The following is a 16,456-nucleotide window of genomic DNA, read 5'->3' on the forward strand; positions in this document are numbered from 1 at the left end:
AGTTCCTGTTCATAAAAGGGGCAGGGCAAAGCTTCAGATGAAGATTGCTCATGATCCAATGGGGGGATTATCGGCGGTTTCAGGCAGCGCAGGCCAACGCCATGGTCGCCTGTGCATATTTTTGTCTTCGAATGAGCAGTTTCGCCGGCGCGTTGGCCAGTTGTTCGGCCAGGGCCAGGGCGGCGCTTTCCGCCACGCCATAACAACCGGTGCGCTCGAAAGCGATCTGCGAGTGATGGCTGAGCTGTGGCTCGTACCCGGCCAGTTGGTCGCTGCTGAAGTACAGCACTGGCAAGCCCAGTTGCTCGGCCAGTTCGGCCAGCGCCGGCTCATCGCGTTTCAAATCGATGCTGGCCAGTGCCTTGATCTGATGCAGTTCGATCTGGTGCGCTTGTAAAGCCTGATCGAGCAGCGCGCGCAGCGTGCTGACAGGGCAGCCCCGTTGGCAACCCAGGCCGACCACCAGGGTCGGCGCTGCGTTGGCATCGGTCATGCGTGGTATTGCCCTTCGCTTTTACGGCGGAACAGCCAGGCGCTGATCAGGCCCAGGGCCAGCCAGAACGCGACGTTGGTCAGCTGAGAAGCGATTTTGAACCGGGCTTCGAGGGCTTCGGGCGCGAGCATCGAGTGGATTTCCGGTTGCGGCGCGCCGATCACGTGGGGAACGGCGAGGATCGCGACGCCGAGAACTTTCATCAGCCAGTGGCGGCTGAATGCAATCAGGGCGATACCCACAGCCGTGGAAGCGGCGGTGCCGACCCACCACATTTGCCGCTGCGCCAGGTCCGCGGCAGCGGTGCCTGGCAGTTCAGGGGGCAGGCCAAGGGTCGGTGCCAGCACGAAGGTCGCATAACCGGCCAGGCCCCAGAGCAGGCCCTGGGAGGTTTTGGTCGGCGCACGCAGGGTGTACAGGCCGGCGAGCATCAGGGCGAAGCCCACGGCCACCACCAGGTTGCCACCGGTGGTCGACAGCACGCGCTGCCAGCCGTCCTGCGGCTCCCAGGCTTCGGCATCGTGGGTGTGGGCGGCGGTGCCGGCGGCGTGTTCGTGGACTTCAACCGCCGCAGGCTCGGATTTCTCGTAGGTCTCGGCCTGCAGAATCAGGGGCGAGACCCACAAACTTTGCAGCAGGGTCAGCAGCAGGGCGGCCAGCAACCCGCTGAACCCTGCGGTTTGCGCTATACGCTTGATCATGTCGGCAGGTCTCAATGGCACGGGAACGCGGCGCTGTGACGGGTATCATGGGCGGCGTTGTGCACCGCTTCGATGTGCGAGAAACCGGCGAAATACACCAGGCACGCGCCAAGGATCGAGGCGCAGACGGCGGCAGTGATGCGCTGGGCAAGGGTGGAGGTTGTGCTGGACGTGGCGTGGCCGGTGCTGCTGATGGTCGACATGGCGTTTCCCTCTGGTCTGTCAGCGGGGAATCGAAAGCGCATGCAGAGTCCCCGCACGACCGGGCGCGCAGGGATTCGAACAGCGCCCGCCCACCGCGGGTTTGTCATTCATTGAAGTTGGATCACTTCGTGTTGCGGGCCGGTCTCCGGGCTCACGAGGGGTGTCGGTTTTCACCTCGACCTGCAAGCATCACCTTCCCATGCCGCAGGGCACAGTGGATCTGACGCTTCGCTCGCTTACCGTTGCGGGGGCAGCACCGGACTGACATGGCTTTAGAGTAAAGCACATGATTCACCGGTTTCCCGTTTCACCCTGTGAAGGGCACCCGTAACAAGGCGTGTAGGAGAGCATGGGCGGGGGTGGGGCGTCAATTGGCAAGGGTTCTCATCTTGAAGCCGGGTCGCGTTCTTCGCGAGCAAGCCCGCTCCCACATTTGAAATGCGTTCCATTGTGGGAACGGGCTTGCTCGCGAAGGCGCCGTATCAGGCAGCACAGAACTCAGGTCAATGATTGACCCGCCCCAATACGATGCGTAGCCTTGCGCTTTCGAGGTTCTTCGGCCTGTGTCGAAGCTAAGAAGGGAACGCGGTCAATGCCGCGGCTGCCCCCGCAACTGTGAACGGTGATGTTCGCTGCCACGCCACTGCACGCTCAGCTCATGAGCCCGCGGGAAGGCGCAGCCAACGCCAGTCGATCGACCGGCACACCGTCAGCCAGGAGACCTGCCTCGATACAGATTCTCACTACAACCGGGCGGGGTGATCCGGTGGCGAACGCTTCCGGCGCGTGTGCGCGTTGCCGGTTCTCGTCCCGTATGCCCGCCACCTTGCCAAAGGGCATCCGATGAAAACACTGGCCAAACTCCCCGTCACCATCGTCACCGGTTTCCTCGGCTCGGGCAAAACCACCCTGCTGCGGCACATGCTCGACAACGCTCAGGGTCGCCGCATCGCGGTGATCGTCAACGAGTTCGGCGAGCTGGGCATCGACGGCGAAATCCTCAAGCAATGCTCCATCGGCTGCACCGAAGAAGAGGCCAGCGGCCGCGTCTACGAACTGGCCAACGGCTGCCTGTGCTGCACGGTCCAAGAAGAGTTCTTCCCCGTGATGCGCGAACTGGTGGCCCGCCGCGGCGATCTCGACCATATCCTCATCGAAACCTCGGGCCTGGCGCTGCCAAAACCCTTGGTCCAGGCCTTCCAGTGGCCGGAAATCCGCAGCGCCTGCACCGTCGACGCGGTGATCACCGTAGTCGACAGCCCGGCCGTTGCCGCCGGTACCTTCGCCGCGTTCCCGGATCAGGTCGATGCGCAGCGCAAGCTCGACCCGAACCTGGACCACGAATCGCCGCTGCACGAACTGTTCGCCGACCAGTTGGCCAGTGCGGACCTGGTGATCCTCAACAAATCCGACCTGATCAGCCCTGAAGACTTGGCCCGGGTGCGCCTGGAAGTCGCCGAAGAACTGCCAGCGGCCGTCAAGGTCATCGAAGCCAGCAACGGCCGCCTGCCGCTGGACGTGCTGATCGGCCTCGGCGCCGGTTCCGAAGAGCACATCGACGGCCGTCACAGTCATCACGATCATCACCACGAAGGTGAAGACGATCACGACCACGACGCCTTCGATTCCATCTCCATCGAACTGCCGCAAGCGGACGAAAGCCTGCTGCTCGATGCCCTGACGCAGTTGGTGGTCCAGCACGGTATCCTGCGGATCAAGGGCTTCGCGGCGATCCCTAACAAGCCGATGCGCCTGCTGATCCAGGGTGTGGGCACCCGTTTCGACAAGCACTTCGACCGTCAGTGGGGCGCTGAAGAAGCACGCACGACGCGTCTGGTGCTGATCGGCCAGGAACTGGATGCCGCCGCCCTCGAAGCGCAATTGCGCGCCGCGCTCAGCGTGTAAGCCATGCACCTGCTCAGGACCCAGCCCGGCGGTTTCGTGTCGGATGACAACATCGCCGACCTCGGGCAAACCCCCGCCGAACTGGTGATCCTGTGCAGCGGCGATTCCAGCCTGGCGCTGCTCGCCGAAGCGGCGCAGCAGTTGCCCGACGACTACCCGAGCGTGCGCCTGGCCAACCCGATGCAGGTGCAGAATCACGCCTCGGTCGACCTGTACGTCGATGAGGTGCTGCGCCACGCCAAGGTGATCCTGATCTCGCTGCACGGCGGCATCGCTTATTGGCGCTACGGCGTCGAGCGGCTGGTGGAGCTGTCACAGCGCGGCGTGCAACTGATCCTTGTACCCGGCGATGACCGTCCGGACCCGGAACTCAGCGACCTGAGCACCGTGCCCGTGGAAGACCGCGAGCGCCTCTGGCACTTCCTGCGCCAGGGCGGCATGGGCAACGCACTGGACCTGTTTCGCTGCCTGGCCAATCGCTGGCTGGGTCGCGATTACGCCTGGGATGAACCTCAGGTCCTGCCGCGCACGGCCATCTATCACCCACAAAAAAGTCCAGCCGCCCTGAGCGATTGGCAAACCGACTGGGTGCCCGATCAACCGGTGGCGGCGGTGTTGTTCTACCGCTCGCATTTGCAGGCGGCGAACACCGGTTTCATTGATGTGTTCTGCCAGCGCTTGCAGGCGGCGGGGTTGAACCCGTTGCCGATTGCCCTGGCCAGTTTGAAAGAGCCCGGCTGCCTTTCGGTGGTCGAGGACTGGCTGGACGAAGTCGAGGCCGGGGTCATTCTCAATACCACCGGCTTCGCTCAATCGAGCCCTGAAGCCCCGCATCTGCGACCGTTTCGCCGCAATATTCCGGTGATTCAGGCAATTTGCGCCCAGGACAACGAGCCAGGCTGGCGCGCCAGCGAACAGGGCCTCGGGCCCCGGGACCTGGCGATGCACATTGCGCTGCCGGAACTGGACGGGCGGATCATCAGCCGGCCGATCAGCTTCAAGGACCTGGCCTGGCGCAGCGAGCGCAGTCAGTCCGATGTGGTCTGCTACCGACCGGCGCCGGAACGCATGGACTTTGTCGCCGAACTGGCGCGGCGCTGGATCGATCTGTCGCGATTGCCCAACGCTGACAAGCGTGTGGCGCTGATCCTCGCCAACTACCCGACCCGCGATGGCCGAATCGGCAATGGCGTGGGGCTCGACACCCCGGCGGCGGCCTTGAATATCCTGCGGGCGCTGCACCAGCAGGGCTACCCGCTGCCGTCCGAGTTGCCGCACAGCGGCACCGCGCTGATCCAGCAGTTGCTCGGCGGCGTCAGCAACGATCTCGACACGCTCGACCAGCGCCCCTGCCAGCAAAGCCTGGCCATGGACGATTACCTGACGATGTTCAACGCGCTGCCCGACGCCAACCGCCATGCGGTGCTGGAGCGTTGGGGTACGCCGCAAAGCGATCCGATGTGCCGAGGCGGGCGAATGATGATCGCCGGGTTGCGCTTGGGTCTGACTTTCGTCGGCATTCAACCGGCCCGTGGTTATCAGGTGGACCCGAGCGCGGTGTATCACGACCCGGACCTGGTGCCGCCCCACGGTTACCTGGCGTTCTACTTCTGGTTACGCAACACCTACGGCGCCCATGCCGTGATCCACGTCGGCAAGCACGGCAACCTGGAATGGCTGCCGGGCAAGGGCGTCGGCCTGTCGCAAAACTGCTGGCCGGACGCGTTGCTCGGGCCATTGCCGAACATCTATCCGTTCATCGTCAACGACCCGGGCGAGGGCGCCCAGGCCAAGCGGCGCACCCAGGCAGTGATCATCGACCACTTGATGCCGCCGCTGACCCGCGCCGAAACCTATGGCCCGCTGCGCAATCTGGAGCTGTTGGCCGACGAGTACTACGAAGCGCAGCTGCTCGATCCGCGCCGGGCCAGGGAGTTGCAGCGCGACATTCTGCAACTGGTGCGCGAGACCCACATCGACCGCGAACTGCAGTTGGGCGAGCCACTCGACAGCGACGCCGACGCGGCCATCTGGCTGCCGCGTCTGGACACCTATCTGTGTGACTTGAAGGAGTCGCAGATCCGCGATGGGTTGCACATCTTTGGTGAGTCGCCGACCGGTCGTTTGCGTATTGATACGTTGCTCGCGCTGCTGCGCATTCCACGGGGCGATGGCCGCGGCGCGCAGTCGAGTCTGTTGCGGGCATTGGCCAAGGCATTCGAGTTGGACTTCGATCCGCTGGATTGTGCATTGGCCGAGCCGTGGACAGGGCCGCGACCGACCGAACTGCTGACCCTTGGCGATGAAACCTGGCGCACGGCCGGCGATACCCGCGAACGCCTCGAGTTATTCGCTGCACAGCTGATCCTGCAGACATTGAATACCCCCTGTGGGAGCGGGCTTGCTCGCGAAGGCGCAGTGTCAGTCGACATTGAATTGCCTGGCCCACCGCTTTCGCGAGCAAGCCCGCTCCCACAAGGTTCCGGTTGGTCTGAAGTGAGCACGATCCTCGAGCATCTGCAGGACGTGGTAGCCCCGCGTCTTGACGCCTGCGGCCCCGCCGAAATGCGCGGCCTGCTCGATGCCCTGAATGGCCAATTCGTCCCGGCCGGGCCCAGCGGTGCGCCGAGTCGCGGTCGCCTGGACGTGCTGCCCACCGGCCGCAACTTCTACTCCGTGGACGTGCGCAACCTGCCCACCACCACGGCCTGGCGCATTGGTTTCCAGTCGGCCAACCTGATTCTCGAGCGTCATTTGCAAGATCACGGCGACCATTTGCGCCAGCTTGGCCTTTCGGTGTGGGGCACGGCGACCATGCGCACGGGCGGGGACGACATCGCCCAGGCCATGGCGCTGATGGGCGTGCGCCCGGTGTGGGCCACGGGCAGCCAGCGAGTCGATGACTTTGAAATCCTGCCGTTGAGCCTGCTCGACCGGCCCCGGGTGGACGTCACCTTGCGGGTCTCGGGATTCTTCCGCGATGCCTTCGCCAACCTGATCCGCTTGTTCGACGCGGCGGTGCAAGCCGTTGCCGCGCTGGATGAGCCGGACGATCTCAACCCGCTGGCGGCCAAGGTGCGGGCCGAGCGCGCAGCGCTGCTGCAAGCGGGGCTCGATGAAGAGTCGGCGCGGCGTCAGGCTGGCTGGCGGATTTTCGGTGCCAAACCCGGTGCCTATGGCGCGGGCGTGCAGGGCGCCATCGACGGTCGCCTGTGGCAGAGTCGCGAGGACCTGGCCGAGGTTTACCTGAACTGGGGCGGTTATGCCTATGGCGGCTCCGACGAGGGCACTGCGGCCCGCGAGCAGTTCGCCCAACGCCTGAGCCAGGTGCAAGCGGTGCTGCAAAACCAGGACAACCGCGAACACGACCTGCTCGATTCCAATGACTATTACCAGTTCCAGGGCGGCATGCTCGCCGCCGTGGAAAGCTTGAGCGGCGAGGCAGCGGCCAGTTATCACGGCGATCACAGCCAGCCCGACCTGCCGAAGATCCGCTCGCTCAAGGAAGAACTGAACCGGGTGATCCGCTCCCGGGCGGCCAACCCGAAGTGGCTCGAGGGCGTCAAGCGTCACGGCTATAAAGGCGCGTTCGAAATGGCGGCGACGGTCGACAACCTGTTCGCCTTCGATGCCACCACGCAGTTGATCGACGATCACCAGTACGCGTTGCTGGCCGATGCCTATCTGCTGGATCCTGGCACTCGGGAATTCGTCCGTGAACACAACCCCCATGCCTTGCGCGACATGACCGAACGCATGCTCGAAGCGCAGCAACGCGGGATGTGGAAAGAGCCGGGCGCGTACCGCGAGGCGCTGGAGAACCTGCTGCTGGACATAGAAGAAGACAGTTAGAACACCACTGCCCCCTGTGGGAGCGGGCTTGCTCGCGAAGGCGTCGGGTCAGTCACTACTCAATCGCCTGACACTGCGCTTTCGCGAGCAAGCCCGCTCCCACAAGGATCACAGGCGACCATGACATCACCGACCATGACCGAGATTGAACAATGACCGACACCCCCCATTTCCCGCTCTCCGCCGTGGTCGGCGCCGATGATCTGAAACTGGCGCTGTGCCTCACCGCCATCGACCCGAAAATCGGCGGCGTGCTGATCGAAGGTCCGCGGGGCATGGCCAAGTCGACCCTGGCCCGTGGACTGGCGGACCTGCTGGCCAGCGGCCAGTTCGTCACGCTGCCGTTGGGCGCCACCGAAGAGCGCCTGGTCGGCACGCTTGATCTGGATGCCGCCCTCGGCGAAGGTCGCGCGCAATTTTCTCCCGGCGTATTGGCCAAGGCCGACGGCGGTGTGCTCTACGTCGATGAGGTCAATCTGCTGCCCGATCACCTCGTCGATCTGCTGCTCGACGTGGCCGCCAGCGGCACCAATCTGGTGGAGCGTGACGGCATTTCCCATCGGCATTCGGCGAGGTTCGTGCTGATCGGCACCATGAACCCGGAGGAGGGCGAGTTGCGTCCGCAACTGCTCGACCGCTTTGGCTTGAACGTCGCGCTCAGCGGCCATACCGCGCCCGCCGAGCGTGGTCAGATCATTCGTCGACGTCTGGATTTCGACAGCGATCCGCAAGGCTTCTGCGTCGAGTGGGAGAGTCAGCAACAGGTACTGCGCGCACGCTGCGAAAAAGCGCGCAGTGCCCTGGCAAGTATTGCCCTTGACGATGCAGCGCTGGCGCAGATCACCGAGCGCTGCTTTGCCGCCGGTGTCGATGGCCTGCGCGCCGACCTGGTCTGGCTGCGTGCGGCCCGGGCCCATGCCGCGTGGCGCGGGGCGAGCGCCATCGACGGGGAAGATATCGATGCTGTCGCGGAGTTTGCCCTGCGTCATCGTCGTCGCGAGCAGTCAGCGCCCGCACCACAACAACGGCAGGCGCCATCGCCCCAGCCCTCAACCCCTGGCGAAGGTCAGGGCCAGTGGGGCGAAATGCCTGCTCAGGCGCTGCCGGTCGGTGCCCGCCGTGAAGTGCCGAGCTGGCCAAAAAAGCCCTAGGCATTCACCCCCGATCCGACGCGGGGGCGAATGCCAGACCCCGTGCCGGACAGCTGGAACAAGGCAAGCAAGGTCAGCGCCAAGCGGCGCGCGACGGCTCGGTCAACTGGCCTGGCACGTTGCTCAATGGCCGGCCGCGTCAACGCTCGCAACTGGTGTTCCAGCAACGCACCCATTCACCCCAGGACCTGTGGCTGGTGATCGTCGACGCCTCGGCATCGACCCGCCGCCATCAGGCCCTGAGCGATGCCAAGGGATTGTTGGCGCAACTGTTTGATGATGCCTATCGGCAACGCGCACGGCTGGCGCTGCTGACCGCCAGCGGTGCGGCGCCTGAGTGGCAGGTGCAAGGTTTGAAAGCGTCCAGTGGCCTGCGCCATTGGCTCGATGCCCTCGGTGCAGGCGGTGGTACGCCGTTGCTGGCGGCACTGAGCGAGGCGAGGCATTGGCTGGCGGCGCGCCAAAAGCGTTTCCCGGCCGAGCAGCAACGGTTGCTGCTGGTGACCGATGGCCGCCTCAAAGACGGGGCGGCCCTGCCAGCCCTCAATTGCCCCGCACTGCTGATCGACATCGAACGCGGTCCGATTCGCCTGGGCCGCAGCAAGGTGCTGGCGGCGCAGTTGCAGGCCGACTATCGGCATATCGATGAATTGGCTTATGGCCGCCAATCCCCGTAGGGGCAAGTTCTGCTCATGACCCCATCGCCTGCCGATACTGACGTGTGCGCCGGCCGATATACCAGCGATCCACCACCAGCGCCCACAGTGCCGAGACCTGAGGTCGGGTGGTGCGCCCGCGACTCAGGCGATGAAGCTGGAATTTCACCACCGCCATGTTCGCCAGGGATGCCAGTGTCTTTCGCTTCCAGCGAATCGGCGGCAGTTGCGGCTGGAGGTCCTTGCCTGCACGCCAGTGTTTGACCAGGTGCGGTTCAACCGCCAGTGCGGTGCCGATCCCGGCCATGGCGATGCCGCTGTCCAGCACCTGTTCGACAATGGCCAGGCGTCGGATCCCGCCGGTCACCATCACCGGCATCAGCGCCACGCCGGCCAGTTGACCGGCCATTTCCAGGAAGTACGCCTCACGGGCCAGGGTTCGGCCATCCCGGGCTTCGCCTTGCATCGCCGGTGCCTCATAGCTGCCGCCGGACAATTCCAGTAGATCGATCTGTTTTTCGTTGAGCCACAGGATCACTTGCCGGGCATCGTCGACATCGAAACCGCCGCGCTGGAAGTCCGCCGAATTGAGCTTCACTGAAAGGCAAAACTGCGGCGACACGGCATTGCGCACTGCGTCGATCACCGCCAGCAACAACCGCGCGCGATTTTCCAGCGAACCACCCCAGCGATCGGTTCGAAGATTGGTCAGTGGCGAGAGGAACTGGCTGAGCAGGTAGCCGTGGGCGGCATGAATCTGTACGCCGCTGAAACCGGCCTTTTCCGCCAGACTTGCACTGGTGGCGAAGCGCGCGATCACCTCTTCGATGTCCGACTCGCTCATGGCCCTGGGGTGCGCGAACATCTTTGAGAATTCGCCCATGTCCAGGGCTACCGCGGAGGGCGCCAGTGCTTGCTGGCCAAGGTTGGCCATGGTCTGACGCCCCGGATGGTTGAGTTGCATCCAAAAATGCGCGCCGCCGGCACGACCGATCCGCGCCCATTCACGGAAGCGTTCAAGGTGACGCTCGTCCTCCAGCACCACGCCACCGGGACCGGTCATGGCGCGGCGGTCGATCATTACGTTGCCGGTCAACAGCAGCGCGGTTTCCCCCTCCGCCCAAGCCTGATAAAGGCGAAACAGCGCCCCATCCGGCGCCTGATGGCCATCGGCGAGATTCTCCTCCATGGCGGCTTTGGCAATACGGTTACCGAGTATCTGACCGTTGGGCAGATTCAACGCTTGAAAGGGCGACATGCTTGACTCCTCATCAGTGAAGAGTGGAGGCTAAGCTTAAAGTTAACTTCAATGTCAAGCCGGCAATGAGGAGCAGCATGAAGATTGGTGAGTTGGCGCAAATGAGTGGTTTGAGTGCTTCGCGCATTCGTTTTTACGAGGCGCAGGGGCTGATTCGTCAGGTGCAGCGCCAGGCCAATGGTTACCGGCGTTACCCGCCGCAGGTTCTGCAAACCCTGCAGATTATCCAGTGCGCCCAGCAGGCGGGTTTCAGTCTGGAGGAATTGAAGCAGCTGTTGCCGGACACCGTGACGGGGGCGTTCAAGCACGACGAGTTGCTGCTGAGCCTGCGACGCAAGATCGAACAGATTGAGGCCATGCAACTGCACCTGGCGCAAACCAAGGCGCATTTGCTGGAGTTGGTCGACAACATCCAGGCAAAGCCCGACGGCATGGCGTGTGAGGCCAATGCCAATCGGGTCCTGGCCTCAATCAAGCCCTAGCGTTGGCGGGGGTGGTTGCAGGGCGGTTCACGGTGGGGACCGGAATCGGATTGCGCATCAGTGTCCCGACCACCAACGCCGCCACCAATCCCGCCAGCCCCGCGACCCACAGCAGCAGACTGAAGCCACCGACGAACGCATGACGCGCCAAGGGCTCGACCACCGACCGCGCCTCTTGCGGCAACAGGTCCAGCGCCGCCGGCATGTCACCGGCCACCACCCGCGAAGCCACGCCTTGGGTATGTTCCAGCCACTGACCGCCTTGCGCCGAGAGGCTGTCGTGCAGCAGCTGTTGGCTGTGGCCCGCCAACAGCGCACCGTAGATGCCGATCCCCAGCATCACCGCGCTGAAGCGCATGGTGGTGCTCATGCCCGACGCCATGCCGGTGCGCTCGCGGGGCACGCAGGCCATGATGTTCTTCTGGGTGTCGCCGTTGAGCAGGCCGGCACCGGCGCCTGTCACGGCAATGGCCAGGGCGAAGGGCAGGTAGCCGCCGCTGGTCACCGCCCAGGCACTGAGCAGGTTGCCGGCGCCCACCAGGGTCAAACCCAGGGCCATCATGTTCGCCGGGCTCACGCGACCGGTCAGGCGAGCGCCGATGCGCGGGAAGATCAGCATGGTCACGGCAAACGGCAGCATGCCCAATCCTGCGCAAATGGCACTGAAGCCCAGACCGTTCTGCAGGTAGAACGGCAGCATGGTCATCATCACCTGGGCGCACGCCGCATAGAAGAACATGCCGAGCAGCGCGCCGATGAAGCGCGGGTGACGGAACAGCTTCAGGTCGATCATCGGCCGTTGTTGCAGGCGCTCGATCACCACGAACAGCCCCAGCAGCACGGCACCACCGAACAGGCGCATGTAGGTCACGGGATTGTTCCAGCCGATGCGATTGGCTTCGATCAGGCCCCAGATCAGGCACAACAGGCTGGCGCTGAATGCCAGGCTGCCCCACGGATCGAGGCGTGCAGCCTGGGCATCGCGCGATTCCGGAACGGCGCGCCACACCATGTACATCAGGAACCCGCCGACCGGCAGATTAAGGAAGAAAATCCAGCGCCAGCCCACGTATTCGGTGATCAGCCCGCCGAGGGTCGGCGCCGCCGTCATGGCCACGCCCATGCAGCCGCCCCAGAACGCCCAGGCCTTGGCCCGTTCGACTTCATCGTGAAAGGTATGGCCGATGGACGCCAGCGCCGAGGTCAACAACAGCGCTGCACCAACGCCTTTGATGGCGCGGGCGATGTCGAGAAACAGTGCATTGGGCGCGGCACCACAACCCAGCGACGCGAGGATAAAAATGCCCAGGCCGCTCATCAGGGTTTTCTGCCGGCCAAAGCGGTCGGCCAGGCTGCCGGCGGGCAGCAACAACGCAGCGAACGCCAGCATGTAGGCGCTGACCACCCATTCGATGTCCGCGAAGTTGGCGCCCAGATCCCGCGCGATGCTTGGCAAGGTAACGGCGACGATGTTGGTATCGAGCACAATCAATGCGCACACCGCGGAGGCTGTGAGCAAGGTCAGGCGCGGGCTCACCTTGGGTTTGACGGACATGGCAGCGGGTCTCTAGTGTAAGGTTGCAGACAGCTTATCGCTGGCTGACGCCGCTTTTGTTAGGCCCGCACCGTCATTTCATTACCTTTGAGCTAACGCACCGATGGACATCCGCCATTTCCGCTATTTCCTCGCCGTGGCCCGGCATCGCAACTTCACCCGTGCCGCCGAGCAACTGGGGATCGCGCCGCCGACGCTGACCCGGCAGATCCAGGACATGGAAGCGGAGCTGGGCGCGCGGTTGTTCGTGCGCCAGGCCCGGGACGTCAGCCTGACCGAGGCCGGCGCGGCGTTGATGATCGAAGCCGATGCCACGGTGCGCCAGTTCGAGTCGGCCCAGCGCAATGCCCAGCGCGCCGGTCGCGGGGAAATCGGTCATATTGAGTTGGGGTATGTCGCGTCGGCGGTGTATTCCGGCCTGCTGCAAAAACAGGTGCAGGGTTTTGCCGGGCAATACCCGGACGTCAGTCTCAACGTGCGGGAAAGCCCCATGGCCAGCCTGCCCAACATGATCCTCGAGGGGCGTTTCGATCTGGGTTACATCCGCGGCCCCCTGGCCATGCCCGAGGGCGTCGAGCAAGTACGTCTGATTGACGAGGGGTTCGTGCTGGCGCTGTCGGTCGACTCCTGGCTCAACCGCTTGCCGACGATCAACTCGGCGCATCTGCACAACGAAAATTTCATCTTGCCCGAACAGGTCATCGGCACCCTGCAAGTCGCTGCCCGCGGCGGCTTCTCGCCCAGGCTCGGGGCGCAGCCCGGTGGGTTGGTGGCGGTGATTGCCCTGGTGTCACTGGGGCAGGGGGTGGCGGTGGTGCCGGAGTCGGTGGTCGGCCATGTCAGTTTGCCGAATGTGCTGTACAAGCCGATCGCCGATTGCGAGGCGTCGTCGTGGCTGGCGTTGATTCATAGACGGTTCGAAAAGTCGCCGGCAGTGAACAAGTACATTGAGCGGGTGAAACAAGGCTGAGCGCAAAAATCATCGCGAGCAGGCTCGCTCCCACATTGGAATGCGACCCCTTGTGGGAGCGAGCCTGCTCGCGATGGCGCCTGCAAGAGCACGCTTGATTACAGATCTTGAAATGATTTTCAGCTGTAGGAATTGTTACTTCCGCCTGTACGATCCAAGTCCTTTTTCCCTTTCAGGACTTGCATGAACACCCTCACGGAGCCCCCCAGTCACCCGTTCCCCTCGCGCCACTGCGCGCGCTTGACGCACGCCAGACACCCAGTCTTTCCGCCTTTGATTACCCCAGACGCTGCGTCCCCACGGCCCCCGCGCCGCGCCTTGCCGTGCTCGGCATTCTGAATTCACTGACGAGATCGAGACCCTCATATGGAATGGTTAGCCGACCCCACCGCCTGGCTGGGCCTGTTGACGCTGATTGTGCTGGAACTGGTACTGGGCATCGACAACCTGGTGTTCATCGCGATCCTCGCGGACAAGTTGCCGCCGGAGCAGCGCGACCGTGCGCGAATCATCGGTCTGTCCCTGGCGTTGTTGATGCGCCTGGGCCTGCTGGCCAGTATTTCCTGGCTGGTGACCCTGACCCAGCCGCTGTTCGAGGTGTTCGACAAGAGCTTCTCCGGCCGTGACCTGATCATGCTGTTCGGCGGTGTGTTCCTGTTGTTCAAGGCCACCATGGAATTGCACGAACGCCTGGAAGGCCATGTCGGCCAGCGCACGTCCAACACCGCCTACGCGTTGTTCTGGCCGATCGTGGCGCAGATCGTGGTATTGGACGCGGTGTTCTCCCTCGATGCGGTGATTACCGCCGTGGGCATGGTCGATGAATTGTCGGTGATGATGATCGCGGTGATCATTTCTATCGGCCTGATGATCGTCGCCAGCAAACCGCTGACCCGCTTCGTCAACGCCCATCCGACGGTGATCATGCTGTGTCTGGGCTTCCTGATGATGATCGGCTTCGCGCTGACCGCCGAAGGCCTGGGCTTCCACATTCCCAAGGGCTATCTGTATGCGGCCATCGGTTTCTCGATCCTGATCGAGGTGTTCAACCAGATCGCCCGGGCTCGGCGCAAACGCTCGATGCAAGGCTTGCGACCGATGCGTGAGCGCACCGCCCATGCGGTGATGCGCTTGCTCGGTGGACGCAAACTGGCGGTGGAGGAGGTGGGTGAAGAAATCGCCGACATGCTCGACAACGGCGAGGCGCCGAACGAAGAACTGTTCGATCGCCGTGAACGGGTGATGATCAGTGGCGTGCTGCAACTGGCCGAGCGGCCGATCCGCACCTTGATGACCGTGCGCGCCGATGTCGATCACATCGACCTGGCCGATGACGCCGAGACCATTCGTACGCGCTTGATGCATTCGTCCTACTCGCGCCTGCCGCTGATTCGCGACGGCGCGGTGGATGAGCCATTGGGCTTTGTGCACAAGAAGGAGTTGCTCAAGGAGGTCCTGGCCGGCAACGAGCCCGATCTGGCCCATCTGGCGCGCCAGACCATCAACCTGCTGGACAGCTATTCGATCCTCAATGCCCTGGAGCAGATGCGCAAGGCGTCGACTCACATCGCATTCGTGGTCAACGAATTCGGCGACTTCGTCGGGGTGCTGACCATGACCGACATTCTCGAATCGATCGCCGGCGAATTGCCGGACGCCAGCGAAATCGAAGGGCCGGACGTGATCGAGGAGAAGGGTGGGTTTGTCGTCAGCGGCGCGCTCAACCTGACCCGCGTCCGCCAGCGCACCGGCTTCGCCGCCGAACCGACCGACGACTACCAGACCCTGGCCGGGCTGGTGGTAAGCCTGCTGGACCGCCTGCCGATGATCGGTGACAGCCAGGAATGGGAAGGCTGGCGCATGACGGTGATGTCGGTGCAAGAGCGGCGGGTGACGCGGGTGTTCCTGGCTCGCGTCGACGGGTGATTGTGCGCCACGGCTGAAGGCCCTTCGCGAGCAAGCTCGCTCCTACACGGCACGCATTCCAATGTGGGAGCGGGCTTGCTCGCGAAAGCGTTGTATCAGCGACAAATTCGCGGACTGATCCACCGCCTTCGCGAGCAAGCCCGCTCCCACATGTGTTCTGCGTTGGATGTTCGATCAGGGAACACCCACGCACCATTTGTGAACTCACTACCCGCTGCACGTAGCCAACGGTAGCGCAACGCCACGTTGTCTTTCGGTAACGCCTTTTCCTCGCTCAACCCCATCTGTTTGATTCAAAACACTTTTCAATCCCCTCTACATTCCCCGCACGACCTGTGGCACACTTTCTGCTGTCTGTTCCGTTGTTACATACCTACTTCCGGTATAGCGGAATAAACATCACCCTGGAGTGCTTGCCATGCATCGCCGTCCTTCCTTGTTCAAAGCGTGTGTATTTCTGTTTGCAGCGTCTGCTGCTGCCGTGGGTGTGGCCCAGGCGGCGGACAGTAAGCTCGATAGCGTTCTGGCCCGTGGCAAGTTGATTGTGGGCACCGGCAGCACCAACGCGCCGTGGCACTTCCAGGGGGCGGATGGCAAGTTGCAGGGTTTCGATATCGATATCGGGCACATCATCGCCAAAGGTCTGTTCAATGACCCGGCCAAGGTCGAGTACGTGGTGCAGTCGTCCGATGCGCGGATTCCCAATCTGTTGACCGACAAAGTCGACATCAGTTGCCAGTTCATCACCGTGACCGCCAGCCGCGCCCAGCAAGTGGCGTTCACCCTGCCGTACTACCGCGAAGGTGTCGGCCTGTTGTTGCCGGCCAACAGCAAGTACAAGGAAATCGAGGACATGAAGGCTGCCGGCGACAGCGTCACCGTGGCCGTGCTGCAGAACGTGTATGCCGAAGAACTGGTGCACCAGGCGCTGCCCAAGGCCAAGGTCGACCAGTACGACAGCGTGGACCTGATGTACCAGGCGGTGAACTCTGGCCGGGCCGACGCCGCTGCCACCGACCAGTCCTCGGTGAAATACCTGATGGTGCAGAACCCTGGCCGCTACCGCAGCCCGGCGTATGCCTGGAGCCCGCAAACCTATGCCTGCGCGGTCAAGCGTGGCGATCAGGACTGGCTGAACTTCGTCAACACCACCCTGCACGAAGCCATGACCGGCGTTGAGTTCCCGGCCTACGCGGCCTCCTTCAAGCAGTGGTTCGGTGTCGATCTGCCGACCCCAGCCATTGGTTTTCCCGCCGAATTCAAATGATCCTGTGACAGCGGGGCGTACGCGCCCCGCTCAAGG

At 63.5% G+C, this 16,456-nt stretch carries 13 protein-coding genes and 2 riboswitches; of the genes, 8 read left to right on the forward strand and 5 right to left on the reverse strand.

What is annotated here, in order from left to right; translation table 11 throughout:
• Nucleotides 1-79: 79 nt before the first annotated feature.
• Genes B0W55_RS06500 through B0W55_RS06510 form a run of 3 tightly spaced genes read right to left on the reverse strand, consistent with a single transcriptional unit; the run spans nucleotide 80 to nucleotide 1,397 of the window.
• Nucleotides 80-493: a cobalamin biosynthesis protein gene (locus B0W55_RS06500; protein ID WP_077045190.1), complete on the reverse strand. Its 414-nt coding sequence runs from the start codon at nucleotides 491-493 to the stop codon at nucleotides 80-82.
• A complete protein-coding gene (locus B0W55_RS06505; RefSeq protein WP_077045191.1) occupies nucleotides 490-1,194 on the reverse strand; it encodes a CbtA family protein in 705 nt (234 codons plus the stop codon). The genes B0W55_RS06500 and B0W55_RS06505 overlap by 4 nt, the downstream gene beginning before the upstream one ends.
• 11 nt (nucleotides 1,195-1,205) lie before the next feature.
• Nucleotides 1,206-1,397 carry a CbtB-domain containing protein gene (locus tag B0W55_RS06510; protein WP_077045192.1) on the reverse strand — a complete coding sequence of 64 codons (192 nt, stop codon included), beginning with the start codon at nucleotides 1,395-1,397 and terminating at the stop codon, nucleotides 1,206-1,208.
• Between the two features lie 119 nt (nucleotides 1,398-1,516).
• Nucleotides 1,517-1,742, reverse strand: a riboswitch (cobalamin riboswitch).
• A gap of 188 nt (nucleotides 1,743-1,930) precedes the next feature.
• A riboswitch (cobalamin riboswitch) is annotated at nucleotides 1,931-2,143 on the forward strand.
• Between the two features lie 98 nt (nucleotides 2,144-2,241).
• On the opposite strand from B0W55_RS06510, the gene cobW reads away from it, so the two are divergent.
• The 4 genes from cobW (at nucleotide 2,242) to B0W55_RS06530 (ending at nucleotide 8,983) form a co-directional block, all read left to right on the forward strand.
• Nucleotides 2,242-3,303 carry a cobalamin biosynthesis protein CobW gene (cobW, locus tag B0W55_RS06515; protein WP_077045193.1) on the forward strand — a complete coding sequence of 354 codons (1,062 nt, stop codon included), beginning with the start codon at nucleotides 2,242-2,244 and terminating at the stop codon, nucleotides 3,301-3,303.
• 3 nt (nucleotides 3,304-3,306) lie between these two features.
• Nucleotides 3,307-7,155 (forward strand): cobaltochelatase subunit CobN, encoded by a 3,849-nt coding sequence (cobN, locus tag B0W55_RS06520; protein WP_077045194.1) that lies wholly within the window; start codon nucleotides 3,307-3,309, stop codon nucleotides 7,153-7,155.
• Nucleotides 7,156-7,307: 152 nt separating this feature from the next.
• Nucleotides 7,308-8,306, forward strand: coding sequence for an ATP-binding protein (locus tag B0W55_RS06525; protein ID WP_077045195.1), 999 nt, complete (start codon nucleotides 7,308-7,310; stop codon nucleotides 8,304-8,306).
• Between the two features lie 119 nt (nucleotides 8,307-8,425).
• Nucleotides 8,426-8,983 (forward strand): VWA domain-containing protein, encoded by a 558-nt coding sequence (locus tag B0W55_RS06530; RefSeq protein WP_371807261.1) that lies wholly within the window; start codon nucleotides 8,426-8,428, stop codon nucleotides 8,981-8,983.
• A 13-nt stretch (nucleotides 8,984-8,996) separates the two neighbouring features.
• On the opposite strand, the gene B0W55_RS06535 is transcribed toward B0W55_RS06530, so the two are convergent.
• Complete coding sequence (locus B0W55_RS06535) at nucleotides 8,997-10,220, reverse strand: NADH:flavin oxidoreductase/NADH oxidase family protein (RefSeq protein ID WP_077045197.1); 1,224 nt, start codon at nucleotides 10,218-10,220, stop codon at nucleotides 8,997-8,999.
• 77 nt (nucleotides 10,221-10,297) lie between these two features.
• Between B0W55_RS06535 and B0W55_RS06540 the strand changes: the two genes are divergently transcribed.
• The gene (locus B0W55_RS06540; protein ID WP_077045198.1) at nucleotides 10,298-10,702 is read left to right on the forward strand and encodes a MerR family transcriptional regulator; all 405 of its coding nucleotides are present in this window, start codon (nucleotides 10,298-10,300) and stop codon (nucleotides 10,700-10,702) included.
• Here the strand turns inward: B0W55_RS06540 and B0W55_RS06545 are convergent.
• A complete protein-coding gene (locus B0W55_RS06545) occupies nucleotides 10,692-12,257 on the reverse strand; it encodes an MFS transporter (RefSeq protein ID WP_077045199.1) in 1,566 nt (521 codons plus the stop codon). The genes B0W55_RS06540 and B0W55_RS06545 overlap by 11 nt on opposite strands.
• A gap of 103 nt (nucleotides 12,258-12,360) precedes the next feature.
• Between B0W55_RS06545 and B0W55_RS06550 the strand changes: the two genes are divergently transcribed.
• The 3 genes from B0W55_RS06550 to B0W55_RS06560 all read left to right on the forward strand — a co-directional run bounded on the left by B0W55_RS06550 (nucleotide 12,361) and on the right by B0W55_RS06560 (nucleotide 16,420).
• The gene (locus tag B0W55_RS06550; protein WP_077045200.1) at nucleotides 12,361-13,227 is read left to right on the forward strand and encodes a LysR family transcriptional regulator; all 867 of its coding nucleotides are present in this window, start codon (nucleotides 12,361-12,363) and stop codon (nucleotides 13,225-13,227) included.
• Nucleotides 13,228-13,593: 366 nt separating this feature from the next.
• Nucleotides 13,594-15,153, forward strand: a complete 1,560-nt coding sequence (locus B0W55_RS06555; protein WP_077045201.1) for a TerC family protein — start codon at nucleotides 13,594-13,596, stop codon at nucleotides 15,151-15,153.
• Between the two features lie 418 nt (nucleotides 15,154-15,571).
• Complete coding sequence (locus tag B0W55_RS06560) at nucleotides 15,572-16,420, forward strand: transporter substrate-binding domain-containing protein (protein WP_077045202.1); 849 nt, start codon at nucleotides 15,572-15,574, stop codon at nucleotides 16,418-16,420.
• Nucleotides 16,421-16,456: the final 36 nt, after the last annotated feature.

It is taken from the genome of Pseudomonas sp. KK4 (assembly GCF_001984065.1).
Taxonomy (GTDB): Bacteria; Pseudomonadota; Gammaproteobacteria; order Pseudomonadales; family Pseudomonadaceae; genus Aquipseudomonas.